The sequence below is a fragment of the Aquaspirillum sp. LM1 genome (assembly GCF_002002905.1).
Classification (GTDB): Bacteria; Pseudomonadota; Gammaproteobacteria; order Burkholderiales; family Aquaspirillaceae; genus Rivihabitans.
Map to the genome: position 1 here is coordinate 1,529,464 of NZ_CP019509.1, position 24,935 is coordinate 1,554,398.

Annotated in this window: 17 protein-coding genes and 1 pseudogene; 9 read left to right on the forward strand and 9 right to left on the reverse strand. The window is 61.8% G+C overall.

The features are described 5' to 3' along the window. Positions 1-737: 737 nt before the first annotated feature. Entirely contained in the window at positions 738-4,481 is a 3,744-nt protein-coding gene (locus tag BXU06_RS06575; protein ID WP_171982135.1) for a leucine-rich repeat domain-containing protein, read from the forward strand. A 166-nt stretch (positions 4,482-4,647) separates the two neighbouring features. On the opposite strand, the gene dmeF is transcribed toward BXU06_RS06575, so the two are convergent. The 3 genes from dmeF to BXU06_RS06590 form a co-directional block, all read right to left on the reverse strand. Beyond that, on the reverse strand, positions 4,648-5,643 hold the full coding sequence (gene dmeF / locus BXU06_RS06580; protein ID WP_077297971.1) for a CDF family Co(II)/Ni(II) efflux transporter DmeF: 996 nt from the start codon (positions 5,641-5,643) through the stop codon (positions 4,648-4,650). A gap of 18 nt (positions 5,644-5,661) precedes the next feature. Continuing rightward, the gene (locus tag BXU06_RS06585) at positions 5,662-5,934 is read right to left on the reverse strand and encodes a metal/formaldehyde-sensitive transcriptional repressor (protein ID WP_077297973.1); all 273 of its coding nucleotides are present in this window, start codon (positions 5,932-5,934) and stop codon (positions 5,662-5,664) included. 295 nt (positions 5,935-6,229) lie between these two features. Further along, the gene (locus tag BXU06_RS06590; protein WP_077297975.1) at positions 6,230-6,661 is read right to left on the reverse strand and encodes a MarR family winged helix-turn-helix transcriptional regulator; all 432 of its coding nucleotides are present in this window, start codon (positions 6,659-6,661) and stop codon (positions 6,230-6,232) included. 71 nt (positions 6,662-6,732) lie between these two features. Between BXU06_RS06590 and BXU06_RS06595 the strand changes: the two genes are divergently transcribed. Beyond that, positions 6,733-7,890, forward strand: coding sequence for a PLP-dependent aminotransferase family protein (locus tag BXU06_RS06595; RefSeq protein WP_077297977.1), 1,158 nt, complete (start codon positions 6,733-6,735; stop codon positions 7,888-7,890). Between the two features lie 9 nt (positions 7,891-7,899). On the opposite strand, the gene BXU06_RS18390 is transcribed toward BXU06_RS06595, so the two are convergent. Further along, positions 7,900-8,355 (reverse strand): MarR family winged helix-turn-helix transcriptional regulator, encoded by a 456-nt coding sequence (locus BXU06_RS18390; protein ID WP_305764629.1) that lies wholly within the window; start codon positions 8,353-8,355, stop codon positions 7,900-7,902. Continuing rightward, a complete protein-coding gene (locus BXU06_RS06605; RefSeq protein WP_077302716.1) occupies positions 8,352-8,837 on the reverse strand; it encodes a glutathione peroxidase in 486 nt (161 codons plus the stop codon). Before BXU06_RS06605 ends, BXU06_RS18390 begins: the two co-directional genes overlap by 4 nt. A gap of 232 nt (positions 8,838-9,069) precedes the next feature. On the opposite strand from BXU06_RS06605, the gene trxA reads away from it, so the two are divergent. The 3 genes from trxA to BXU06_RS17840 all read left to right on the forward strand — a co-directional run bounded on the left by trxA (position 9,070) and on the right by BXU06_RS17840 (position 11,759). Continuing rightward, positions 9,070-9,399, forward strand: coding sequence for a thioredoxin TrxA (trxA, locus tag BXU06_RS06610; protein ID WP_077297979.1), 330 nt, complete (start codon positions 9,070-9,072; stop codon positions 9,397-9,399). A gap of 123 nt (positions 9,400-9,522) precedes the next feature. After that, the gene (gene rho, locus BXU06_RS06615) at positions 9,523-10,779 is read left to right on the forward strand and encodes a transcription termination factor Rho (protein ID WP_077297981.1); all 1,257 of its coding nucleotides are present in this window, start codon (positions 9,523-9,525) and stop codon (positions 10,777-10,779) included. Between the two features lie 464 nt (positions 10,780-11,243). Next, a complete protein-coding gene (locus BXU06_RS17840; protein WP_253189540.1) occupies positions 11,244-11,759 on the forward strand; it encodes a transposase in 516 nt (171 codons plus the stop codon). A 33-nt stretch (positions 11,760-11,792) separates the two neighbouring features. Here BXU06_RS17840 and BXU06_RS18475 read toward each other — a convergent pair. Beyond that, positions 11,793-13,649, reverse strand: a pseudogene (locus BXU06_RS18475) (methyl-accepting chemotaxis protein); the annotation flags it as partial. A gap of 590 nt (positions 13,650-14,239) precedes the next feature. Then, positions 14,240-15,262 carry a polyphosphate kinase 2 gene (gene ppk2, locus BXU06_RS06630; protein WP_077297984.1) on the reverse strand — a complete coding sequence of 341 codons (1,023 nt, stop codon included), beginning with the start codon at positions 15,260-15,262 and terminating at the stop codon, positions 14,240-14,242. Positions 15,263-15,796: 534 nt separating this feature from the next. Between ppk2 and BXU06_RS06635 the strand changes: the two genes are divergently transcribed. Further along, positions 15,797-17,500 (forward strand): glutamine--tRNA ligase/YqeY domain fusion protein, encoded by a 1,704-nt coding sequence (locus tag BXU06_RS06635; RefSeq protein ID WP_077297986.1) that lies wholly within the window; start codon positions 15,797-15,799, stop codon positions 17,498-17,500. Between the two features lie 1,044 nt (positions 17,501-18,544). Here the strand turns inward: BXU06_RS06635 and BXU06_RS06640 are convergent. Further along, the gene (locus BXU06_RS06640; protein WP_077297988.1) at positions 18,545-19,732 is read right to left on the reverse strand and encodes a VWA domain-containing protein; all 1,188 of its coding nucleotides are present in this window, start codon (positions 19,730-19,732) and stop codon (positions 18,545-18,547) included. A gap of 98 nt (positions 19,733-19,830) precedes the next feature. Between BXU06_RS06640 and BXU06_RS06645 the strand changes: the two genes are divergently transcribed. The 3 genes from BXU06_RS06645 to BXU06_RS06655 are packed head-to-tail and all read left to right on the forward strand — an operon-like array spanning position 19,831 to position 23,454. After that, a complete protein-coding gene (locus BXU06_RS06645) occupies positions 19,831-21,264 on the forward strand; it encodes a coniferyl aldehyde dehydrogenase (RefSeq protein WP_077297990.1) in 1,434 nt (477 codons plus the stop codon). A 34-nt stretch (positions 21,265-21,298) separates the two neighbouring features. Further along, positions 21,299-21,865, forward strand: a complete 567-nt coding sequence (locus BXU06_RS06650) for a hypothetical protein (RefSeq protein WP_077297992.1) — start codon at positions 21,299-21,301, stop codon at positions 21,863-21,865. Then, positions 21,862-23,454 (forward strand): GMC family oxidoreductase, encoded by a 1,593-nt coding sequence (locus BXU06_RS06655; protein WP_077297994.1) that lies wholly within the window; start codon positions 21,862-21,864, stop codon positions 23,452-23,454. Before BXU06_RS06650 ends, BXU06_RS06655 begins: the two co-directional genes overlap by 4 nt. Positions 23,455-24,316: 862 nt before the next feature. Here the strand turns inward: BXU06_RS06655 and BXU06_RS06660 are convergent. Continuing rightward, a complete protein-coding gene (locus BXU06_RS06660; RefSeq protein ID WP_077297996.1) occupies positions 24,317-24,715 on the reverse strand; it encodes a hypothetical protein in 399 nt (132 codons plus the stop codon). Positions 24,716-24,935: the final 220 nt, after the last annotated feature.

Genomic DNA, 24,935 nt, shown 5'->3' on the forward strand with positions numbered 1-24,935 from the left:
CTGGCATAAATTTCACCCACTTGTCGTTCCCGCGCAGGCGGGAACCCAGACGGTGCCACCGCGTGCCCCGTGGGAGGCTTTAGCATGGCGGGACGGTCGTGAGCGCTCACCCCGCTACACGCTGTAGATACCTCTGGATTCCCGCCTGCGCGGGAATGACACGATGGGACGCGGCGGGTGGTTCGCTGTGGTTAAGTAAAGCTTTGTTTCAAAATAAATTAAATCGAAGCCCCTACCGGAGGCTAGCCCTCTTCTGGCATGCGTTTCACCCACTTGTCGTTCCCGCGCAGGCGGGAACCCAGACGGTGCCACCGCGTGCGCTGTGGGAGGCTTTAGCATGGCGGGGCGGGGGTGAGCGCACGCACCCGCTACACGCTGTGGACGCCCCTGGATTCCCGCCTGCGTGGGAATGACGCGATGGGGTTCTGCGGGTGGTTCGCGGTGGCAAGGTCAGGCACATCATCCAGCCACACGGCAACATCAGCCCGCGCCACCCAAAACACACCAGCCCACCGCCGGGCTGCGCCCACCGTGACAACGCGGCAATCCCCTCCCCCCACTTGTGTCCGCCTGCTGGAAATCTCCTTGACGCGATGCGCAGACGGTTCGGCCAAGCATTGCGCCGCAGCCGCTCAACTACGCCAGCAAGGTGTGATGCGTGGCGCTTAGCCATTCTGGTGCAGACTTATGGCATAATTTTCATCATCTGCCCCGCTGCCCTCCAGACCGGATCCCTGATGTTCTCTCTGAACCACTACGTCGAGTGCGAGGCCGAACGGCTGGTCGCCGAAGCCATCGCCAACCACGCCACCGAGCTGGTTTTTGACTGTCTGCGCCTTGAAATACTACCGGCCAGCCTGAGCCAACTGCCTCAGCTCAAGAAGCTGTCATTGAAAGGGTGTCGGCAGCTGACCGACATCGGGCATATTGCCGCGCTGACTGAGCTGGAAACGCTTGAGTTGGCGGACTGCGAGTCGCTGAGTGACTTACAGCCAATTGGCGCGCTGAAAAAGCTTAGACGGTTGAATGTCAGTGGTTGCGATCAATTGGTCGATCTGACGCTGATTGCTCAGTGCTCTGGCCTCCAGCAACTTGACTTGAGCAGGTGTTGGCGCATTAGGGATCTGACACCGCTCTCCCAACTCTCTTGCCTCCAGCAACTTGACTTGAGCAAGTGCCGGCAAGTCAGCGACCTGACACCCCTCGCCCAAATCTCCGCCCTCCAGCAGCTGAAATTGAGTGAGTGTCTGCAAGTCAGTGACCTGACGCCGCTCATCCAGCTCTTCGACCTCGAACAACTGGACTTGAGCTGGTGCCAGCAAGTCAGCGACCTGACGCCCCTTGTCCAGCTCATCCACCTCCAGCAACTTGACTTGAGCGACGGCTGGCAAGCCAGCGACCTGATGCCGCTCACTCAGCTCTCCGGCCTCCAGCAACTTGACTTGGGTGGGTGTCAGCAAGTCACTGACTTGGAGCCCCTCGCCCAGCTCATCAAACTTCAGCAGCTTGATTTGAGTGGGTGTGACCAAGCTACCGATTTCACGCCACTCACTCAACTTAACGAGCTTCAGCAACTTGACTTATCTTGGTGTCAGCAAATCAGTGACCTGGCCCTTCTCGCTCAGCTCCCCAGCCTTCAGCAACTGGACTTGAACGGATGTCGCCAACTTACCAACTTAGAGCCCCTTGCTCAGCTTATCAGTCTCCAGCAACTTGGCTTGAACGAATGCCTGCTAATTAGTGATATGACCCCTCTCGCTCAGCTCTCCAGCCTTCAGCAACTTGACTTGAGCGAATGCTTGCTAATTAGTGATCTGACCTCTCTCGCTCAGCTCTCCAGCCTTCAGCAACTTGACTTGAGCGAATGCCTGCTAATTAGTGATCTGACCCCTCTTGCTCAGCTCTCCAGCCTCCGGAAGCTGGACTTAAGCAACTGCTGGCAAATCAGCGACCTGACGTCCCTTGCCCAGCTCTCTGCTCTCCAGCAACTGAACTTGGGCTGGTGCCAGCAAGTCGGCGACCTGACGCCCCTCGCCCAACTCTCCGGCCTTCAGCAACTTGACTTGAGCATGTGCGAGCAAGTCAGCGACCTAACGCCCCTTGCTCAGATCCCCGGTCTCCAGCAACTTGATTTGGGCAGGTGCAAGCAAGTCAGTGACCTGACGCCCCTCGCCCAGCTCTCCGCCCTCCAGCAACTGGACTTGCGCCATTCAGGCGTCTCTCCCGATAGCCAAGCAACATTACGATCTTTTCCCAAGCTACAAAGCTTAGCGTGTAGTTTTCCCTTTTCTTGCCTTCCCGCCACGAGCCTCATCCATCAGTTGCCTTATTTGCAAGAGCTGCAAGCGGACACCCTGCACGATGCCCCCCAGGAGCTTGCCTACGTTGGGGGCCGGGATGCCTACTCCGGCGCCGCCTGCCTCGACCGCATCCTGGCCTGGCAAAAAGACATCCTGGCCAGCGGCGAGGCTAGCAATCGCGAGGTGAAAATTTTTGTCCTCGGCAATGGCCGCGTCGGCAAAACCCAAATCTGCCGGCAGTTGCAAGGTCTGCCATTTGACGATGGCGTGGCCAGCACGCATGGCATCCACCTTGGGCGCTTTCCGCTGTTGTGTGATGAGAACGGGGACACCACGCTGTTTGGCAATCTGTGGGATTTTGGCGGGCAGGATGTTTACCTGGGCACGCACAGCCTGTTTCTGGATGAGCGGGCGGTGTATGTGATTGTCTGGACGCCCGAGCATGAAAACACCAAGGCGTTTGAAGAAAATAGCGTGCCGATGCAAAACCGGCCGCTGGTGTACTGGCTGGAATACGTGCGCTCGCTGGCCGGGGCCGAGGCGCCGGTGATCGTGGTGCAATCGCAATGCGACCGAGTCAGCGACGAGCAGGAAGCGCCAATGCCGGGCCAACATGGTTTTGCCCGCCTGCAACGCACGGCGTGCAGCGCCAAACAACGCGATGGCATGGAGCGCTTTGTGCCGGCGCTCAAGGCCGCCGCCCGCATGCTGCAAGAACGCTATGGCGCCGTCCGGCTGCCGCAAAGCTGGGTGAGCATCGCCGACCAGCTGCGCGCGCAACGCGATGCCGGGCACAAAACCCTCAGCTGGCCGGGCTATGTGGCGCTCTGCCAGGCGGCCCATTCGCAGGCCATCCCAGAGGTGTCGATTGACTACCTGCACCGCGCCGGGCAGGTGTTTTGGCGTGCGGGCCTGTTTGACCAACAGGTGGTGCTGGATCAGGCCTGGGCTTTAAGTGGCATTTATGCGGTGCTGGATCGCGCCCACACCTTGCCAATCATCCGAAGCCGGGATGGTGAGTTCACTCAAGAACTCTTGTCTGCTTTGGTTTGGGGCGAGTATTCCGCGCAAGAGCAATCGCTGTTTCTGTCCATGATGCAGCAGTGCGGCGTCTGCTTTGCAATCAGCAAAGGCGTGTATATTGCCCCCGGCTTGTTGCCTGGCTACGCGGCCGCCTCGGCAAAAGTGGCACAAATCTGGCAAGAACGGGCGGCTGAAGCGCGCGCCTATCTGGAATACGCCTTTCTGCACGAAGGCGTGCTGCGCGCCGCGCTGTGCGCCATCGGCCAGCAAGCAGGTCGGCTGGCCGCGTATTGGGATGCCGGCGTGGCCTATTACGATGATGCCGCCAAGGGGCCGGTGCGCATTGCCGTGGAATCGCACACCCCAGATGCTGGCTGCGCCAAGGGGCGCATTGTGGTGGAGGCTGGGGGCAGCGGTGCGGCTAAAGTGGTGGCGCATTTGATTAAATCGATTCAGCAAATCCGCATTGGACAGGCGCCCACCCTGCACTGGGACATCGGCCAAACCCAGCAGGTCACGGGCCATGAAGCAAGCCATGCCCGAAGCAAGCCCGAGCAGCAAGCCTTTGCCGAAATCCAGCCCCGCGCAATACCGTCGGTCTATGTGTCTTACGCCTGGGGCGGCGAGAGCGATGCCACGGTAGAAGCATTACAGCAGGCGCTGAAGCCTTGGGTGAATGTGCTGCGCGATATAGATGTGATGCTCACGGGCGACAGCATTCGCCAGTTTGAGGAAGAAATTGGCCGGGGGTTTTGCGTGATTGTTGTGCTGAGCGGCAAATACACCCAATCGGTGGATTGCATGCGTGAGTTGGGGCTGATGTGGCAATACTCGCAATGCAAGCCCGAGCAGTTTGCCCAGCGGGTGATTCCGGTGGTGCTGGAAGACGCCGGGATTGAAGACGTGGAAGACCGCTTGGCATGCGTTGAGTATTGGCAAGCCAAGCTGACAAGATTAGAAAATTCAGCCCGTAGAATTGGCCCAATGTATGGAGGGAAAAGCACCCCGCAGCGGCTGCAAGACATCAACACCTTCACGATGCATCTCGCCGATGCGCTCGATACCTTTGCCGACCGGGTGATGCCGCGCCCGCCGGCATTGTCAGCGGCGCAGTTTGCGCCTGTGGTTGAGTTGGTAAAAAAGCGTTGCGGGCTTTAAGGACGCGCGGATTTATTCAGAAAAATCGTGTTTGCCAAAAGCAAAACCCAGCAAAATCAAAAACCTGGATTCCCGCCTTCGCGGGAATGACGATTTTTTCAGCGTATCCTTAACCGCTACTCACCACCCCCTCCGCCCCAGGCAAAAGAGCCGGCACCCTTCCAGTTCAGCCAGCGCTGGCGTTCACCTCAACAGTCACATGCACCAGCCCAGCCACGCCAGCCAGCTGCGCCTTGTAATGCGCAGGCGGGGCGGGCTGTTTGGCCTGCAGCGCCACAATGGCGGCATACTGCCCCGGCCCCACCTGCCAGACATGCACATCGTCCAGCCGCACGGCAGCATCAGCCAGCGCGGCGCGAATGGCTGCTGGCAGCGCCGGCGGTGCCGCGTCGAGCAGCACATGGCCGGTGGTGTGCAGCAAGCCCCAGGCCCAGCGCACAATCACCACCGCGCCGACCAGCCCCATCAGCGGATCCAGCCACGCCCAGCCATACTGCTGGCCCAGCGCCAGCGCCACAATCGCCAGCACCGAGGTCAGTGCATCGGCCAGCACATGCAGGTAAGCGGCCTGCAAATTATGGTCGTGGCCATGGCTGTGGCCATGCGCGTGGTGGTGGCCTGATGCAGGCGGGTGGTGATGGCCGTGGCCGTCAGGGTGAGGATGGCTGTCGTGTAAAAACCAGGCCGATGCCAGATTGACCAGCAGGCCCAGCACCGCCACCGCCATGGCCTGGCTGTATTCAATCGCCACCGGGCTCAGTAGCCGCAGGCTGCTTTCCCAGGCCATGGTCAACGCCACGCCGGCCAGCACCATGGCGCTGGCAAATCCGGCCAGATCGCCCACCTTGCCTGTGCCAAAACTGAAGCGCGGATTATTGGCCTGGCGCAATGCATAGCGGTAGGCCAGCGCGGTCATCAGCATCGCCCCGGCATGGGTGGCCATATGCCAGCCGTCGGCCAGCAGCGCCATCGAGCCAAACCAGCTGCCGGCCACAATTTCCGCCACCATCATCGCCGTGGTCAGCGCCATCACCCAGCCTACCCGGCGGGCATTGCGCTGGTGATCATCACCCAGAAACACATGGGCATGCTGGGGCAAAAACCCAGCCGGCAGCGCCGGGGTACGGCTGGCCAGCCGGTAACGGGGAGAAGCAGCAGTCATGGCGGCGGTCCTGGGCAATTAACGGATATAGGTGCGCAAAATGGCGGACAACTCGTCCACCGCCTGCTGGCGGGCGGCATCGTCGCTGGCTTCCAGCACATGCTCGCGCAAATGGCCGTCCATCAGTTCAGCGGTCAGTCCGTTAACCGCACCACGAATCGACGCCAGCTGTTGCAGCACATCAGCGCAAGCGGCATCTGCCAGCAAGGCCCGCTCCAGCGCCTGCATCTGCCCGGTCAAGCGGCGCACTCGCGCCAGCAGTTTGGCCTGGTCACGCTGGGTATGCGACATGGCGGGCTCCGTCAATAATAGTATAGAGGGGTATGGTACTACCGTATGCCATCTGGCGCAAAGAGACAGACAGAAACCGCCTCATCCGGGCAAAGACAAGGGCTCACCTGATTGACCCCTCACCTGGCAAACCTCGCCCTCCAGGGGGGGACGGGCGTATCCGGATCGCCAGCCGCGCATCCCTAGGGACGCGCTGATTTATTCAGAAAAATCGTGTTTTCCAAAAGAAAAACCCAGCAAAATCAACACACTGGATTCCCGCCTTCGCGGGAATGACGATTTTTTCAGCGCTTCCCTAGCGGGCGGCCAGCGCCCGCATCACGGTTTTCCATTGCTGTTCGGCCTGTGGGCCCACTTCGGCAAACACCTTGCCCATCAGCGCATGCTGGGCGGCTGATAACGCCGCTTCCAGCTGGCTGCCGTCTTCGGTCAGCGTCAGTTCACGCACCCGCCGGTCATGGCTGGCCACTTCCACCGCAATCAAGCCACGCTCCACCAGCTGACGCAGCGGCGCATTCAACGCCTGCTTGCTGACCGCCAGAATGCCCAGCAGGGAGTTGACGCTCAGGCGCGGATGGCGGCCCACAAAATACAACACCCGATGATGCACCCGCTGCAAGCCGCGCTGGGCCAGCACCTGGTCTGGCAGAGCGGTAAACGCACGAAAACCATAAAAGAACAGTTCCAGCGCCTCGTCGAGCGCCGGGTCACGATTTTGGTCAACCATGTTGACTATTTTCCTTTGTGTTCCGATAATAGGTCAATATTGTTGACCATATAACTGTTGGAGACTGCCCTATGGTATCCCGCCGCGTTGAACGACTCACCTCTTCCTTGATTCGCGACGTGCTGGCCGCCGCCCAGCGCCCCGGCATGATTTCATTTGCCGGCGGCCTGCCGGCCAGCGAAACCCTGCAGCTGCCAGATTTCGCCGGCGTGCCGGCCAGCGTGCTGCAGTATGGGCCATCCGAGGGCGAACCGGCGCTGCGTGACGCCGTGGCCGAACAGGCGCGCCAGATGGGGCTGCGCTGCGACGCCAGCCAGGTGCTGATCCTGACTGGCTCGCAACAAGGGATTGATCTGGTGGCCAAGCTGATGATCGACCCCGGCACCCCGGTGCTGCTGGAAGCGCCCACCTACCTGGCCGCCTTGCAGTCCTTCCATTTTTTTGGTGCGGACTGCCTGGCCACGCCCCTGGAAGCCAACGGCCCCGACCTGGTGCAATTTCGCGCCCAGCTGGCCCGTCGCCCGGCGTTCAGCTATCTGATTCCCACCTTCCAGAACCCCTCCGGGCGCTGTTATGACCGCGCCCACCGCGATGCCGTGGCAGCCGAGCTGGACGCCGCCCAGGTCATGCTGGTGGAAGACGACCCCTACCGCGAACTGGTGTACGACCCAAGCTGTGACCGCACCCCGATCTGCGCCCGGCTGGAGCGGGCACCGTGGGTGTACCTGGGCACCTTCTCGAAAACCCTGGCACCCGGCCTGCGGGTGGGCTATCTGATTGCCTCGCCCGAGCTGTTTCCGCTGCTGTTGCGGCTGAAACAGGCGTCGGACCTGCACAGCAACCGGCTGGGCCAGTGGCTGGTGCTGCGCCAGCTGGAACAGGGCGATTATCCCGGCCATCTGGCCCGCTTGCGCGCGCTGTACCGCGACCGGCGCGACCAGATGCACGCCGCGCTCAGTGCCGAACTGGGCGGGCTGGCGCACTGGCAATGTCCGCCCGGTGGCCTGTTTTTCTGGTTGCAACTGAATCACGAAGGGGTGGACACCCGCACCCTGCTGCCCAAGGCGCTGGAACGTGGGCTGGCATTCATGCCGGGCGAGCCGTTTTTCCCGGCAGCCCCGGCAGCAGCCAGCGCCATGCGGCTGAATTTCAGCCACAGCGACCCGGCCAGCCTGCAGCGCGGCATGGCCTTGCTGGGGCAGTTACTGCGCGAATCGCCCGCCGGCTGAGGCCGGTATTCAGGGCGTGGTGGCAGGGTGCGGATGCTGCAGGGCATCACGCAGTTCGGTCAGCTGGTCACGCAGGCTGGCCAGCCGGGTCAGTTCAACCTCAGAGGCACACTGGCGCAGCCGGGCAGGTGCCTGGCTGGCGGGCTCTGCCAGCGCCCGGCCCGATTCGGTCAGCCAGATTTGCCGCTGGCGTTCGTCGCTGGTGGCGCGTTCGCGGCGAATCTGCCCTTGGGCTTCCAGGCGCTTGAGCAGCGGGGTCAGCGTGCCGGAATCCAGCTGCAGCCGCTCGCCCAGCGCGCGCACGCTCAGACCGTCGCCATGCCATAACACGCACATCACCAGATACTGCGGGTAGGTCAGCCCCAGTTCGGCCAGCAGCGGCTGGTAGGCCTGGGTCATCGCCCGGCTGGCGGTGTACAGGGCAAAGCACAGCTGGGCTTCCGGTGGCGGCGGCAAGGCGCTCACAGCAGCGCCTCAATCTCGCTGGCCAGCGCCTGCGGCGTGGTTTGTGGGGCGAATCGGGCCACCACCTCACCCTGGCGATTGACCAGAAACTTGGTGAAATTCCACTTGATGGCGCGAATGCCCAGCAGGCCAGGGCGCTGTTCGGCCAGATAACGCCACAGCGGGTGGGCGTGCTCGCCATTGACGTCCACCTTGGCCGACAGCGGAAAACTCACCCCATAATTGCGCTGGCAAAATGCGCCAATCTCGTCGGCGCTGCCCGGCTCCTGATGGCCAAACTGGTTGCAGGGAAACCCCATCACCGCCAGCCCGCGCGGGCCGTACTGGCGGTGCAGCGCTTCCAGCCCGGCATACTGGCCGGTAAAGCCGCACTGGCTGGCGGTATTCACCAGCAGCAGCACCTGGCCCTGGTAGTCGGCCAGCGCCAGCGGGCTGCCATCCAGGCGGGTGGCACTAAATTGATAGAGGGCGGCAGCGGACATGATGGGTTCCTGGGCAAAGGGCAACAGAAAATATCATTGCACACAATTTAATTGTCTACAATGCACTTGGGGGCAGCGGCTTTGTGCCGATTCAATCTTGCTGCAAGGCAGCAGCCTTGTTACTATCAAAAGACAGACCGCTTGAACCCCTATTCTGCGCTGTGGCCGCCAGGGCCACAGGCTAACTGTTTTACTCCCCCCTTATATCTGTGCCGTTTTTGGAGACACACACATGAGCAGCGAAAAGATTTTGCACGTAAGCGATGCCAGCTTTGACACTGATGTACTGAAGGCCAGCGGTCCGGTGTTGGTGGATTATTGGGCCGAATGGTGTGGCCCGTGCAAAATGATCGCCCCGATTCTGGACGAAGTGGCAGAAAGCTACGAGGGCCGCCTGACCGTCGCCAAGCTGAACATCGACGAAAACGCCGAGACCCCGCCAAAATTCGGCATCCGTGGCATCCCCACCCTGATGCTGTTCAAGGATGGCCAGGTGGTGGCCACCAAGGTGGGCGCATTGTCCAAAAGCCAGCTGACCGCGTTTATTGACAGCCACATCTAAAGCGTCTATTCTCTAGCTGTCATGTTTGATTACGGGTGGCGCAATGCCGCCCGGATTCCCCCGCACCTTATCAGTGATTCCCCACGTCTTTTCCGATCACTCGTCTAGAGTTGACCTCCCCTTATGCATCTATCCGACTTAAAACACCTGCATGTCAGCCAACTGGTTGAGATGGCCATCAGCAACGAGATTGACGGCGCCAATCGCCTGCGCAAACAAGACCTGATTTTTGCATTGCTGAAAAATCAGGCCAAGAAAGGCGAGAGCATTTACGGCGATGGTACGCTGGAGGTTTTACCAGACGGGTTTGGCTTTCTGCGCAGCCCGGACACCTCCTACCTGGCAGGCCCCGACGACATCTATGTGTCGCCCTCGCAAATCCGCCGCTTCAACCTGCACACCGGCGACACCATTGAAGGCGAAATCCGCACCCCGAAAGAGGGCGAGCGCTATTTTGCCCTGGTCAAGGTGGACCGCATCAACAGTGAAGCCCCAGAAAAATCCAAGCACAAGATCCTGTTCGAGAACCTGACGCCGCTGCACCCCACTCGCCGTCTGGAGCTGGAACGCGACATCAAGTCCGAAGAAAACATCACCGGACGGGTCATCGACTTGATCGCCCCCATCGGCAAGGGCCAGCGTGGCCTGCTGGTGGCACCGCCCAAGTCGGGTAAAACCGTGATGCTGCAGCATATTGCCCATGCCATCACCTCCAACCACCCGGATGTGATCCTGATTGTGCTGCTGATCGACGAACGCCCGGAAGAAGTCACCGAAATGACCCGCACGGTCAAGGGCGAAGTGGTGGCCTCCACCTTCGACGAACCCGCCACCCGCCATGTGCAGGTGGCCGAAATGGTGATCGAGAAGGCCAAGCGTCTGGTTGAGCATAAAAAAGACGTGGTGATCCTGCTGGACTCCATCACCCGCCTGGCCCGCGCCTACAACACCGTGGTGCCCAGCTCGGGCAAGGTGCTGACCGGCGGTGTGGACGCCAATGCCCTGCAACGCCCCAAGCGCTTTTTTGGCGCGGCGCGCAATATCGAAGAAGGTGGCAGCCTGACCATCATCGCCACCGCGCTGATTGACACCGGCAGCCGCATGGACGATGTGATCTACGAAGAATTCAAGGGCACCGGCAATATGGAAATCCATCTGGATCGCCGTATGGCCGAAAAACGCCAGTACCCGGCCATCAATGTCAACCGCTCCGGCACCCGCCGCGAAGAGTTGCTGATTGCCCAGGAACAGCTGCAAAAGATCTGGGTGCTGCGCAAGCTGCTGTACCCGATGGACGATCTGGACGCCATGGAATTCCTGCTCGACAAGATCAAGGCCACCAAGAGCAACCAGCAGTTCTTCGACTCGATGCGTCGCTGATTGCTGCCCCTGGCCTGACCCCCACGCCGTCTTGCGCTTGCGCCGACGGCGTGTTTTTTTGGGGCAGCGGGTTGGGGCCAATGGACAACAGGGCATCTGTGCCGGGCGTTGCCTGATCGGGTGCATGCGTGCGGGATAACAGTCAGGTAATATCATGGCGTGAACTTTGATTCTCTGGAACCGCCCAGCATGCCCAGCAAACCCTTTGACCCAGGGCGGGGAAGGATGGCACGGACGGCGTAGCCGTCCGTGCCGTCGATGGGGGTGGACTGTATAAAATACCAGTATGCAACGCCTTCAAGCCTACAAATACGAACTGATGCCGAAAGGAGCGCTACGAGCAAGGCAAGAAGAAGCTCGGCTACGCCGGGCTGTGCAAGCTGCTTACCGAGTGGCGCCACAGCGCGGAGACAGCATGGCTGGCGGATGCGCCCGTTCATCCGCTGCAGCAGACGCTCAAGGACATGGTGTGTCTTGAGGACTTGCAGGTGCGGAATATGTCTAGGTCGGCGGCAGGTACAACCGAAACACCGGGCAAGAACGTTCGGGCAAAATCCGGGCTGAACAAGGCCATCCTCGATCAAGGATGGGCCGAGTTCCGTCGCCAACTGGACTACAAGCTGGCGTGGAACGGCGGGCATCTCATCGCCGTGCCGGCGCAGAACACCAGCCGCAGGTGTCCGTGCTGCGGCCATGTGTCGGCGGACAACCGCCAGACGCAGGCACGGTTCCAGTGTGTGGAATGCGGTTTCGAGGAAAACGCCGATCGGGTCGGCGCGATCAACATCCTGTCTCGCGGGATGCAACGATTGCGAGACGAAGGGCAGGACACGGCGGATGCTTCCGCCGGGCGGGAAACCGCCGCCCGGATCACCTGTGAAGTGAGCGGTGCAGTCATGCCGCCAGCAGCAGGAACCCGCCGAAGCGACTTATGCCGGCTCGATGTCGGGATGAGCGCCGTAGGAATCCCCCGACTTTAGGCGGGGGAGGATGTCAAGAGTAGGGCTAGGCGTTCAATTGGCCACATTGGCGCGCTCCAGCGCCATGATGTCGGCCATTTCCTTGTCCACCCGTTGCATCTGCGCATACAGCGTTTCGGTGTGGTTGAGCATGCTTTCCACATCGCCCTTGCCCTGACGGGCGGCGCTGCCCAGTTGCTGCAGGGTGTCCAGCGTGTCGCCCATCCGTTCGGCAAAGCCGCCCACCAGCTCGCCCACCTGATGAATCTGGCTGCTGACCTGGTCAATGGCGCGCAAGACATTATCGATGGAGCCGCCGGTGGTTTCCAGGTTGGACTGGGTGTTGTTGGCCAGCTTGCGCACCTCGTCGGCCACCACGGCAAACCCCCGCCCGGCCTCGCCAGCACGGGCGGCTTCGATGGCGGCGTTCAGCGCCAGCAGGTTGGTCTGCTCGGCAATTTTCTTGATCATGCCCAGCACATTGCCAATCTGCCCGGCATGCTGGGCCAGCTCGCCAATCTGGCTGCGCACCGACTCAGTGGAGCGCACGCCGTCGCTGACATGCTCGCTGAAGTCGCGCAGCCGGGTTTCAATACTTTCCAGCTGCTCGATCTGGGTTTGCGCATTGCCGCGAAACGCTGGCAGGGTTTCGCTCAGCTCGGTGGCCAGGGTCTTGTAGCCCTGCAGGTCGGCAATGATCTGGCTTTTCATCCCGCTGATTACCGTGCTGCGCGACAGCTCGCGGCGGAAGAAATAGTTTTTGTAGTTGGCGTAGTGCAGGGTGAACTGGTCGACAAATTCATCGCGGAAGCCCTGGCTGGCCGGGTAGAAAAACACGGCGGTCAGTGTCTGGTTGATGTTGACGCCAAGCAGTTCGCCAAAGGTGGAAAACCCCGCCACCGGCACATCGCCGTATACCTGGGCGCGGTTCAGCTGCTGGGCATTGTTCAGCCGGCGCAAGATGCAGTCGGACAGGATGCCGCCCACGGGTGCCGGTTTGTTCTGGCTGAAGGCGCGGTAGTCGCTGGTGGTCTTGCCGGCAAAGTCCACGGCCTTGAGCAGATGCAGCGTTTCGCCAAAGGCAATGTCGCAGGCAAAGTGCAGCTTGCGCGTGCTGCGGTTGATCTGCAGCACCGAGCGGACAAACAGCTCGCCGTTGATCTTGATGCCGAAGGTGTGGTTTTGCAGCTTGCTGTCGAGTTCTTCTTCGCGGCAATGAAAATGCTGGCACAGCTCGTCAACCATATCGCGCACTTCGCCGGTCTGGCGGTCCATCACCGAACTGACCGTGCGCAGTTCGGTATTGGCGCCGGCAATCAGGAATGCCTTGCCGGTTTCTTCAAAGTTCTGCGTTTTAAACACCCCGTAGCGATAGGCCGGGGTCAGTTTGACAAAGCACAGCAGCGCGTGGTTTTCCCGGGTTTGCTGGCCGTCGTTCAGCCGGGTGTGGCTGAAGTCCAGCAGGCCACCGGCTGAGCCGCCGACAAACAGATAGGGAAAGCGGTTGGATTCGTACACTGCTTCCATCAAAAAACTTTCGCTATTGGACAGCCCGTCCACCAGCGTCAGCACAAAACCTTCTTCGGCGCGCATGCTAAATGGCAGGCGCAGCTGGCCCAGCGTGTGCGCCAGTTGCGCCACGCGGGCGTCGTGCCTGAGCTTGGGCGCGCCCTGGCGGATGTCCTCGCAGCCCAGCGGCACATTGGCAATCTGCACCTGCTCGATCAGCGCATCACTGAACAGCTGCAGCACCACGCCCTGCCAGCCTTGCGGGGTGTCCTGGTACAGCGCATCGCTGCTGCGCTGGGCGCACAGCTCGCCGGCGGTGCTGGTCAGCAGCACGCTGGCTTTCGGGTAGCGCTCACGCACGCTGCGCGATACCGCGTCCATGTCGGCATTCGGGCTGATATAGCCCAGCACCAGACGAATGCGTGGGTCGGGCTGGGCTGGCAGCGCCTGGCTCAGTTGCGGGGCGCTGCTGCGAATCAGCTGGATGGGCGGAATGCTGGATGCCGGAGCCGAACTGTCGTCGGCAGCAGGTTTCTTGCGAAAAAACAACATGACGGCCTCACTCGGGTGGGTAGATATGCCGGTGCTTCATGGTGGCACCGTACATGGCCGGCACAGCGCAATGTGCCAGCAATTGAAACACCTGCCAGGCGAGGCGGGGCCTGGCGCGCGAGCAAGCCGGGGCGTGTGATGGCCCTGGCGATGCGCACCGGAGACTGACCGCACCAGCGCCGGAAACAGCGGGCGGGTCACGGTAATCTGGCCCGCCGGCTATAGCATAAACCGTTAAGCGCGGCTCACCAAACCTTCCTGGCGCAAGAAACACTTGTGTGCCCAGTCAGGGTTTGGTCAGCGGCGCTATCCTGCAGTGTGCAAGGGTCAGCTCATTCGAGCCATACAACCAAAGTGCTATGCCTGCCCGGCCAATAAGGCCGGGCAGGCTGCGCGGGTGGGGCAGCACCCCACCAGAATCACCGCACTGACGTTGCGGCTCAGAAGCGGTCGATATGGGTTTCGTCGGCTTCCATCACATGCGACGCAGTGCCCACCAGCAGTGAATCGGGCATACAAGCCACTTTCAGATTCTTGTCAGGGTAATCCAGCGAGGACAGGAAGTGACGCAGGCAATTGAGCCGGGCGCGCTTCTTGTCGTCGGACTTGATCACCGTCCACGGCGCATCGGCGGTGTCGGTGTGGAAGAACATGGCTTTCTTGGCGGCGGTGTAGTCGTCCCATTTGTCCAGCGACTGGATGTCGATTGGCGACAGCTTCCAGTGCTTGAGCGGGTCGTCACGGCGGGCAATGAAGCGGCGCAGCTGCTCTTCGCGGTTGACCGAGAACCAGTACTTGAACAGACGCAGGCCGCTGTTGACCAGCATGCGTTCCAGCTCGGGCGTCTGGCGCATGAATTCCAGGTATTCGCTTGGGGTGCAAAAGCCCATCACCCGCTCAACGCCGGCGCGGTTGTACCAGGAACGATCAAAAAACACCATTTCACCGGCAGACGGCAGGTGCTGGACATAGCGCTGGAAGTACCACTGGCCACGTTCGATTTCGGTGGGTTTTTCCAGGGCAATCACCCGCGCGCCGCGCGGATTGAGGTGTTCCATGTAACGCTTGATGGTGCCACCCTTGCCGGCGGCATCGCGGCCTTCAAACAGGATCACGATGCGCTGGCCGGTTTCTTTCACCCAGTTTTGCACTTTCAGCAGCTCAACCTGCAGCTCCTGCTTCTGGCGTTCGTAGTCGGCGCGGCGAATGCGGGTTTTGTACGGATAATCTGCCGGCAGCGGTGCCGTGGCGCTGTCTTCGCTGCTGCCATGCGGTGCATTGGCCACCTGAACGGCCACCGGCGCATCGCTGATGGCGCGAATTTCTTCGGCGGCGTGTTCTTGCTGCGCCTTGCTGCTGACCGGCGCAGGACGGTGACGGAGGCGGGTAGCCGAGGTGGCGGTAATCGGTGCTTCAGCCGGGTGGATGAGGGTAACGGGTTTGTCTTCCAGCTTGTCGGTCATTGCACAACCTCCCTTTCTAGGATTCATCTGTTTTGTATGGATCATGGATCAAGCGTGTCCAGGCCTGGCGTGGCAGGTCGGCAGGCGGTGCCCGTCGGCCCGTCCCGTAGTGGTCTGGCAGCGCGCCTGGGGCACTCATCCCGACACCAGAGGGCAAATGCTGCCCCTGGCCCGGCTTGACGCCCCGTTCTGGCGATTCTGCCGGTTCGGGATGGGATAAACCTCACCCGCTATCCTATGCCTTTCAAATAACCCTGTCGACAGTATTGCAATCCAGTGACGCGTTTTCTGCCTGCCACGACGCATACACAGCGCCATGGCAGGCAGTTTTGGGTAGAATCATGGGCTGATCCGGGTGTCTTCCCTGCTTCCCGCCTGCGCCTTGGGGCCAAATCTGCCCCTGGCTGCAGTGGGACAACGGGCACACCGCAGGCAGACAGTGTGTTCCCAGCCCGCCCGCGCCGACGTTCTTGCCAGGTCGTGACGCGCGCGTGGCGTCGGGACACACTTCTTCTTTCCATGACGCGAGCCACCATGAGCCATACTGACAAAGCCCCCGGCCAGGAGCCGGTCATCTCCAACTTCATCCGCAACATCATTGATGACGACCTCGCCCAGGGCAAACACAGCAGCATCCTCACCCGTTTTCCGCCGGAGCCCAATGGCTACCTGCACATTGGCCATGCCAAATCCATCTGCCTGAATTTTGGCCTGGTGCAGGGCGACGCCGCCTACCCCGGCCAGTGCAATCTGCGCTTTGACGACACCAACCCGGAAAAAGAAAGCACCGAATACGCCGAATCCATCCAGGCCGACGTGCGCTGGCTGGGTTTTGACTGGGCCGGTGAAGTGAAATGGGCGTCCAATTACTTTGATGCCCTGTACGGCTACGCCGAAGCGCTGATCCAGTCGGGCAAGGCCTATGTGTGTGAGCTCAATGCCGAACAGATGCGCGAATACCGTGGCTCGCTGAAAGAAGCAGGCAAGAACAGCCCCTATCGCGAGCGCAGCGTGGCCGAGAACCTCGACCTGTTCCGCCGCATGAAAGCGGGCGAATTTCCTGACGGCAGCAAGACCCTGCGCCTGAAGATCGACATGGCCTCGCCCAATATCAACCTGCGCGACCCGGTGATCTACCGCATCCGCCGCGCCCACCACATCCGCACTGGCGATACGTGGTGCATCTACCCGATGTACGACTACACCCACTGCATCTCCGATGCGCTGGAAGGCATCACCCACTCGCTGTGTACGCTGGAATTTGAAGACCACCGCCCGCTGTACGACTGGGTGCTGGACAATATCGACATCCCCTGCCACCCGCGCCAGTATGAATTCTCCCGCCTGGAGCTGTTCTATACCGTCACCTCCAAGCGCAAGCTCAACCAGCTGGTGACTGAAAAACTGGTGGCTGGCTGGAACGACCCGCGCATGCCCACCATCGCCGGCATGCGCCGCCGTGGCTACACCCCGGAAGGCATTCGCCTGTTTGCCCGGCGCATCGGCATTTCCAAGTCGGACAACCATGTGGACATGAGCGTGCTGGAAGGCGCGGTGCGTGAAGAGCTGGAAAACAGCTCGCCGCGCATCATGGCCGTGGTCAACCCGCTGAAAGTCACCCTGACCAACTACACCGACGGCGTGACTGGCACCCGCAGCGCCGGCTTTCACCCGCACCACCCGGAATTTGGCGAGCGCGAAGTCAGCCTGTCGCCGGAAATCTGGATCGAACGCGACGACTTCTCCGACGCCCCGCCGCCCGGCTGGCAGCGTCTGACCCTGGGCAGCGAAGTGCGTCTGCGCTACAGCTACGTGATCAAGTGCGACGAAGTAGTGCGCGATGCCGCTGGCGAAGTGACCGAGCTGCGCTGCTCGATCGACCACGACACCCTGGGCAAAAATCCGGTGGGGCGCAAGGTAAAGGGCGTGATTCATTTTGTTGCCGCTGCTGATGCGCTGCCGATTGAACTGCGCCTGTACGACCGCCTGTTCACCGTGCCGCGCCCGGACGCGATGAAGGACGACACCGGCAGCGAAATCGACTTCAAGACCTTCATCAACCCGGAATCACTCAGCGTGGTCACCGGCTACGCCGAACCGGCGCTGGGCAAGGCCCAGCCGGAAGATCGCTACCAGTTTGAGCGCATCGGGTATTTTTGTGCCGACCGCCACGACCACCGCGCTGACCGCCCGGTGTTCAACCGCACGGTGGGGCTGAAGGATACGTGGAGCAAGTAAGCACGGCAGAAACCCCGCAGGCGAGCGCCTGATTGGCTCCCGCCTGCGGGTATCGACATACGAAGATCGCTGAGCGTATGAGTCGTCAGTCACCCTGATATTGGCACAGAGACCCAAGGTCAGCGCGCTCGCCTGCACGCGGGTATTTCAACGGGACGGCGACTCGACCGCTTTGGGCATGAACCTCATCCGACTTGTCGTTCCCACGTAGGCGGGAACCCAGACCGCGCCACATCGTGCGCCGTGGGTGTGGGCGTTGTGGGGCAGTCGGGAGAACACGCGCCCGCTGCACGCTGTGGATGCCCCTGGATTCCCGCCTGCGCGGGAATGACACGATTGGGGCGCGGTGGGTGGTTCGCTGCGGCTAGATAAGGCTTTGTTTTAAAAAGTTAAACCGGAGCACCCGTCGGAGGCTAGCCCTCCTCTGGCATGAATTTCACCCACTTGTCGTTCCCGCGTAGGCGGGAACCCAGACCGCGCCACATCGTGCGCCGTGGGTGTGGGCGTTGTGGGGCAGTCGGGAGAACACGCACCCGCTGCACGCTGTGGATGCCCCTGGATTCCCGCCTGCGCGGGAATGACGGGGTGGGGTGCGGCGGGTGGTTCGCTGTGGCTAAGTAAGGTTTTGTTTCAAAAGAAATGAAACCGGGAAACCCATCGGATGCTAGCCCTCTTCTGGCATGAATTTCACCCACTTGTCGTTCCCGCGCAGGCGGGAACCCAGACCGTGCCACCGCGTGCGCCGTGGGCGTGGGAGGGACGGTCGTGAGCGCACGCACCTGCTGCACGCTGTGGATGCCTCTGGATTCCCGCCTGCGCGGGCATGACACGATGGGGTGCGATGGGCAGTTCGCTGTGGCAAAGTAAGGTTTTGTTTTAACAGAAATGAAACCGAGATGCCCGGCATAAACTTGCTCGTATGAACCCTTGTGTTTCAACGTAACTGACTACTAGAGATGCGCTGACAAAATCGTCATTCCCACGGCGGCGGGAATCCAGTGCTTTGATTTTGCCTGCACCAATCCCCCCTTTCTGACGCATGATTCACCCCACATGCGCGATTTTCAGCTGGCGGATGCCCCGTTCCAGCCCTTCCACCGTCAGCGGGCACATCCGTCCGCCCATCAGTTGCTGGATCAGCTGGCTGGATTCGCTGTAATCCCAGTGCGCCTCGGCCACCGGGTTGATCCACAGCGCGTGCGGAAAATGCGCCAGCAGGCGTTTCATCCACACCTGGCCGGCTTCTTCGTTGTGGTGTTCCACACTGCCGCCGGGATAAACGATTTCATACGGGCTCATGCGTGCATCGCCTACCAGAATCAACTTGTAGTCGCGGCCATAGGTGTGCAGCACATCCAGCGTCGGGGTGCGTTCGGTCCAGCGGCGGGCGTTGTGCTTCCACAGGCTTTCGTACACGCAGTTATGAAAGTAAAAGTGTTCCAGGTGCTTGAATTCGCTGCGCACTGCGGTAAACAGCGTTTCTACCGTGCGGATGTGATGGTCCATCGAGCCGCCGATGTCCAGCAACAGCAGCACCTTGGTGCTGTCGTGCAGCTTGGGGTGATAGCGTAAATCCAGCAGGCCGGCCTGGCGGGCGGTGGCGGCAATGGTGGCGCTGATGTCCAATTCTTCGGTGGCGCCTTCGCGGGCAAACTGGCGCAGCCGGCGCAGGGCAATCTTCATGGAGCGGCTGCCCAGCGCGCTGTCACCATCCAGATCGCGAAATTCGCGCTGGTCCCACACCTTGACGGCGCGCTGGTGGCGTGAGCCCTCCTGGCCAATGCGCACCCCGGCGGGGTTGTAGCCATAGGCACCAAACGGGCTGGTGCCGCCAGTGCCAATCCACTTATTGCCGCCCTGGTGGCGTTCGCGCTGCTCGGCCAGCCGCTGTTTCAGGGTGTCCATCAGCTGCTTGAAGCCCATGGCTTCCAGCGCGGCCTTGTCTGCTTCGCTCAGGTGCTTTTCGACCAGCTTGCGCAGCCAGTCTTCCGGGATGTCCTGCTGCAAGTCTTCGGCCTGCCATTCCCGCCCCTGAAAATGTGCGGCGAACACCCGGTCAAAGCGGTCAAACCACTTTTCGTCCTTGATCAGGGTGGTGCGCGCCAGATAATACAGCTGGTCGAGGCTGGCAAACGCCAGGTGTTGTTTCAGCGCTTCCAGCAGGGTGAGCCATTCTTTCAGGCTGACCGGCAAGCCGGCCTGGCGCAGGGCCAGAAAAAAGTCGATGAGCATGGGCTTGTACCCAGGTAAACAATCGTTTAATCTTGTCTAGAGCTTTTACTCTAAACCACGCTGACGCAGTCTGGCTGCGCCTGCCCCGAGGATAGCATATGCCTGCCCCCCGTTTACTTTGCGATCCCGCCGAGCTGCCTGCCGCCCTGGCCGCCAGCCGGGCTGCCTGGCAACAGCAGCCCTACCCGGATCTGGCCTGTCGCCGGGCGCGGCTGCAGAGGCTGCACGATGGCCTGCTGCGCCATGCCGACGCGCTGGCGGCGGCCATCAGCCGCGACTTTGGCCAGCGCAGCGTTGACGAAACCCGGGTGGCCGAGCTGTTTCCGGCGCTGCAGGGCATTGCTTACGCCCAGCGCCATCTGCGCCGCTGGATGCGCGCGCAGCGGCGCGGGCTGAGCCCCTGGTTCTGGCCAGCGCGGGCCGAGGTGCAGGCGCAGCCGCTGGGGGTGGTCGGGATTATCGTGCCGTGGAATTACCCGCTGTATCTGGCCATCGGCCCGTTGACCGACGCGCTGGCGGCGGGCAACCAGGTGATGATCAAGATGAGCGAATACACCCCGGCCACCGCCCATTGCCTGGCCCAATTGCTGGCCGAGGTGTTTCCGGCGGGCGAGGTGCAGCTGGCGCTGGGCGAGGTGGCCATGGCGCGGGCGTTTGCCGCGCTGCCCTTTGACCACTTGCTGTTTACCGGCTCCACCGCCGTGGGCCGCCAGGTGATGCAGGCGGCCAGCGCCAACCTCACCCCGGTGACGCTGGAGCTGGGTGGCAAATCGCCCACCCTGATTGCCCCCGGCTATCCCATTGCCCAGGCTGCCGCCTGCATTGCCCAGGGCAAGCTGATGAATGCCGGGCAAACCTGCGTGGCCCCAGACTATGTGCTGCTGCCGCGCGCGGCGCTGGCCGAATTTGTTCAGGCGTTTGCCCAGGCGGTGGCGCGCAGCTACCCCACCCTGGCCGACAACCCGGATTACAGCACCATCATCCACCGTGGCCAGCTCGACCGCCTGCAAGGCTATCTGGACCAGGCGCGCGCTGCCGGCGCACAGTGGCATGCCTGCCTGCCCGCAGCAGAAACGGAGGCGCAACTGCGCGCCGTGGGCAAACTCGCCCCACAGCTGCTGTGGGCGGTGCCGGACGGGCAGGCAGTGCTGGAAGAAGAAATTTTTGGCCCGATTCTGCCGCTGCTGGTGTACGACGAGCTGGCCGATGCGCTGGCCTGGATTCAGGCCCGCCCGCGCCCGCTGGCGCTGTACCTGTTTGACCATGATCGCGCCCGCATCCGCCAGGTGCTGAAACACACGCACGCCGGCGGCGTGGTGATCAACGACACGCTGCTGCATGTGGTGCAGGATAGCCTGCCGTTTGGCGGGGTAGGCGCTTCCGGCATGGGCCAGTATCATGGCCATCACGGCTTTCTGACCTTCAGCACGCTTAAGCCAGTGCTCTACCAGGCCCGCCTGAACGCCATGCCGCTGCTGCGCCCGCCGTATGGCCGGCTGTTGCGCTGGCTGCAAACCTGGATGATACGGTGAAGGCGCGCCACCACTTTACCCACCCGGAGGGTGTATGAAACCCCTGCTGACCCGACGCCATTTTTTGCGTGCTGGCCTGGCTGGCGGCGCGCTGCTGCTGGGCGTGCGCCTGGCCTGGGGGCCGTTTGCCCGCATGCGTCTGGCCGATGTGCCGGAACAGTTCAAGGTGTTGAACGAACGCACCGCCACTGCCCTGGCGGCAATTGCCCCGGCCATGCTGGGCTCGGTGCTGCCGCCAGAAGACGCGGAAGACGCCCGTCTGGCGGCGCTGCATGCGCTGCTCAAGGCGATTGACCAGGCCATTGCCGCCCTGCCGGTGCCGGTGCAGGCCGAAGTGACCCAGCTGCTGGATTTGCTGATTTTTCCGCTTACCCGGCGCTGGCTGGCCGGCATTCGCGGCGAATGGACCCGCGCCAGCGAAGCGGAGATTACCGATTTTCTGTATGGCTGGCGCACCAGCCGCTTTCAGCTATTGCGCGCCGGCTATCAGGGCTTGCATCAATTACTGTGTGCTGGCTGGTATGCGTTACCCACCAGCCAGCAGGCCATTGGCTACCCCGGCCCGCCCGCGCACTGGCTGGCGGCAAGGAACCCGACATGAATTTTCCTGATCCGATTGCCGCCGGGCTGGCCCGTGGCTGGCAGGTGGTAGATGCCGCCACGCTGAACGCCGATGCCCGGTTTGACGCCGATGTGGTGATTGTGGGCACTGGCGCGGGCGGTGGCGTCAGTGCCGAAGTGCTGGCCCAGGCCGGGCTGAAGGTGCTGATGATTGAAGAAGGCCCGCTGCCGCGCGGCAGTGATTTTCGCCTGCAGGAAACCGACGCCTACCCGCAGCTGTATCAGGCCTGCGCGGCGCGGCAAACCCAGGACAAGGCCATCACCATCTTGCAGGGCCGCACCGTGGGCGGCTCCACCACGGTAAACTGGACGTCCTCGTTTCGCACCCCGGCCAGCACGCTGGCGGTGTGGCACGAACGCTACGACCTGCCGCTGACCGAAGCGGAAATGCGCCCCTGGTTCGAGCAGATCGAAACCCGGCTGTCGGTGGTGGACTGGCCAGACGCGCCCAACGCCAATAACGCACTGCTGGCGCGTGGCGCCCAACAGCTGGGCATCAGCCATGGGCGGATTCGGCGCAATGTCAAAGGCTGCTGGAACCTGGGCTACTGCGGCATGGGTTGCCCCATCCACGCCAAGCAGTCGATGCTGGTCACCACCATTCCGGCTGCGCTGGATCTGGGCGCGCGCCTTTTGGTGCGCTGTCGCGCCGAGCAGCTGACGTTTACCGCAGGCGAAGTGACCGGGCTGGAATGCCTGGCGCTGGACAGCGCCGGCCTGCGCCCCAACGGGGTGCGGGTGTCGGTGCGTGCCCGTCACTATGTACTGGCCGGCGGGGCGATCAACACCCCGGCGCTGCTGCTGCGCAGCCACGCACCCGACCCATCGCGCCGGCTGGGCAAGCGTACCTTTTTGCACCCCACCGTGTTATCGGGTGGGGTATTTTCCGAAGCAGTCCACCCCTACCATGGTGCGCCGCAAACGGTATACAGCGATCACTTTCTGCATACCCAGGAGATTGACGGCCCACTGGGCTACAAGCTGGAAACCCCGCCAGTGCATCCGCTGCTGGCGGCAGTCACCCTCACCGGCATGGGCAGCAGCCACGCTGCGCTGATGCATTACCTGCCGCATCTGCAGGTAATGCTGGCGCTGCTGCGCGACGGTTTTCATGTGGACAGCCAGGGCGGTGTGGTCAGCGTGGACGACGCTGGCCATGCCCGGCTGGACTACCCGCTGACCGACCCGCTGTGGGAAGCCGCCCGCCGCGCCTGGCTATCCATGGCCGAGCTGCAGTTTGCCGCCGGTGCCCAGCAGGTGCTGCCCATCCACGAAGACGCCCGCCCATACCGCAACTGGCCCGAAGCCCGCGCCGCCATCCTGCAGCTGCCACTGGAGATCCTGCGCGCGCGCTGGGTGAGCGCCCATGTGATGGGCGGGGCAATGATGGGCAAGGATGAACAGCGCGGCGTGGTCAACGCCGACGGCCAGTATTGGGGCGTGCGCAATCTGTCGGTGTTTGACGGATCGGTGTTTCCCACCAGCATTGGTGCCAACCCGCAACTGTCGGTGTATGCGCTGGCACTACGCAATGCCAGCGGGCTGGCGGCACAGCTCAGGAAACGCTGAAAAAATCGTCATTCCGCGCAGGCGGGAATCCAGGGGCGTCCACAGCGTGCAGCGGGGATGTGCGCTCACGACTGCCCCGCCTGCTCCACGCCCACAGCGCACGCAGTGGCACGGCCTGGGTTCCCGCCTGCGCGGGAACGACAAGTCGGGTGAAATTCATGCCAGAAGAGGGCTAGCCTCCGATGGGGGATCTGGTTTAATTTTTTTTAAAACAAAGTCTTATCTAGAAACAGCAAACCACCCGCCGCACCCCACCGCGTCATTCCCGCACAGGCGGGAATCCAGGGGCATCCACAGCGTGCAGCGGGTGTGTGCTCTTATGACTGTCCCGCCTGCTCCACGTCCACGGCGCACGCGGTGGCGTGGTCTGGGTTCCCGCCTCAGCGGGAACGACAAGTGGGTGAAACTCATGCCAGAAGAGGGCTAGCCTCCGATGGGTTTCCCGGTTTCATTTCTTTTGAAACAAAACCTTACTTAGCCACAGCGAACCACCCGCCGCACCCCACCCCGTCATTCCCGCGCAGGCGGGAATCCAGGGGCATCCACAGCGTGCAGCGGGTGTGTGCTCACGACTGCCCCGTCTGCTCCACGCCCACAGCGCACACTGTGGCATGGTCTGGGTTCCCGCCTCAGCGGGAACGACACGTCGGGTGAGATTCATGCCGAAAGCGGTCGAGTCGCCGTCCCGTTGAAATACCCGCCAGCAGGCAAGCGCGCTGACCTTGGGTATCTATGCCAATGATCGGTTTATATCATGATGACTGGTGACTGGCATCTTGACGCAAAACGCCCCGCCGCCTGCTGGCTGACGGGGCGTTTTGCATCACGCGGGCTGGTGTGGCCGTGTGTGTCGCTGGCGTGCTTAGTGCAGCGTGGTGCTGGCGTAAGCCAGACCCCCATTGGCGCGGCCCAGCTCGGTGAAGAAGCGCGAGGTGTGGCTGACTTCACGCTGCAGATAATCCCCCCACGGCTTGGCCCAGGCCGGCTGGCCGCAGGCGTTGAACATCAGCTGCCACTGGCTGATTTGTGCTTCCAGCGCCTGGATCGACAGATCGTGACCCAGCGCCAGGCTGTCGCTAAAGCCGATACATGCCAGGCGTTCACGTTTGCGCTCCCACGGCTTTTGCCGGGCAGCTTCGCGCATGACGCGCAGTACCGAATCTGCCACGCGGGTGTAGCAGGTTTGTTGCTGACGCAGCGCGTGCAGGGTGGCTTCGTTGCCCAGGGCAACATTGAGTGTGGCGACGGCAGGATAGTCCATGATGCGTCCTTTCCAGTTATTGTGCATTGCAACATAACTATACGTGGTTTTACGGATTTCGGCAAAGTCAATAGTCAGTTTTTTATGGGTAATGTCGCATCTGCACAAAAAAATGACTTAATAAGCAAGGCTTTCCGTGTGGTGGCCCACATAAGCAACAACTGCGCCATGCTCAGTGGGTGGCTTACACCACTGGCAAATTATATTGCATGGCAACATA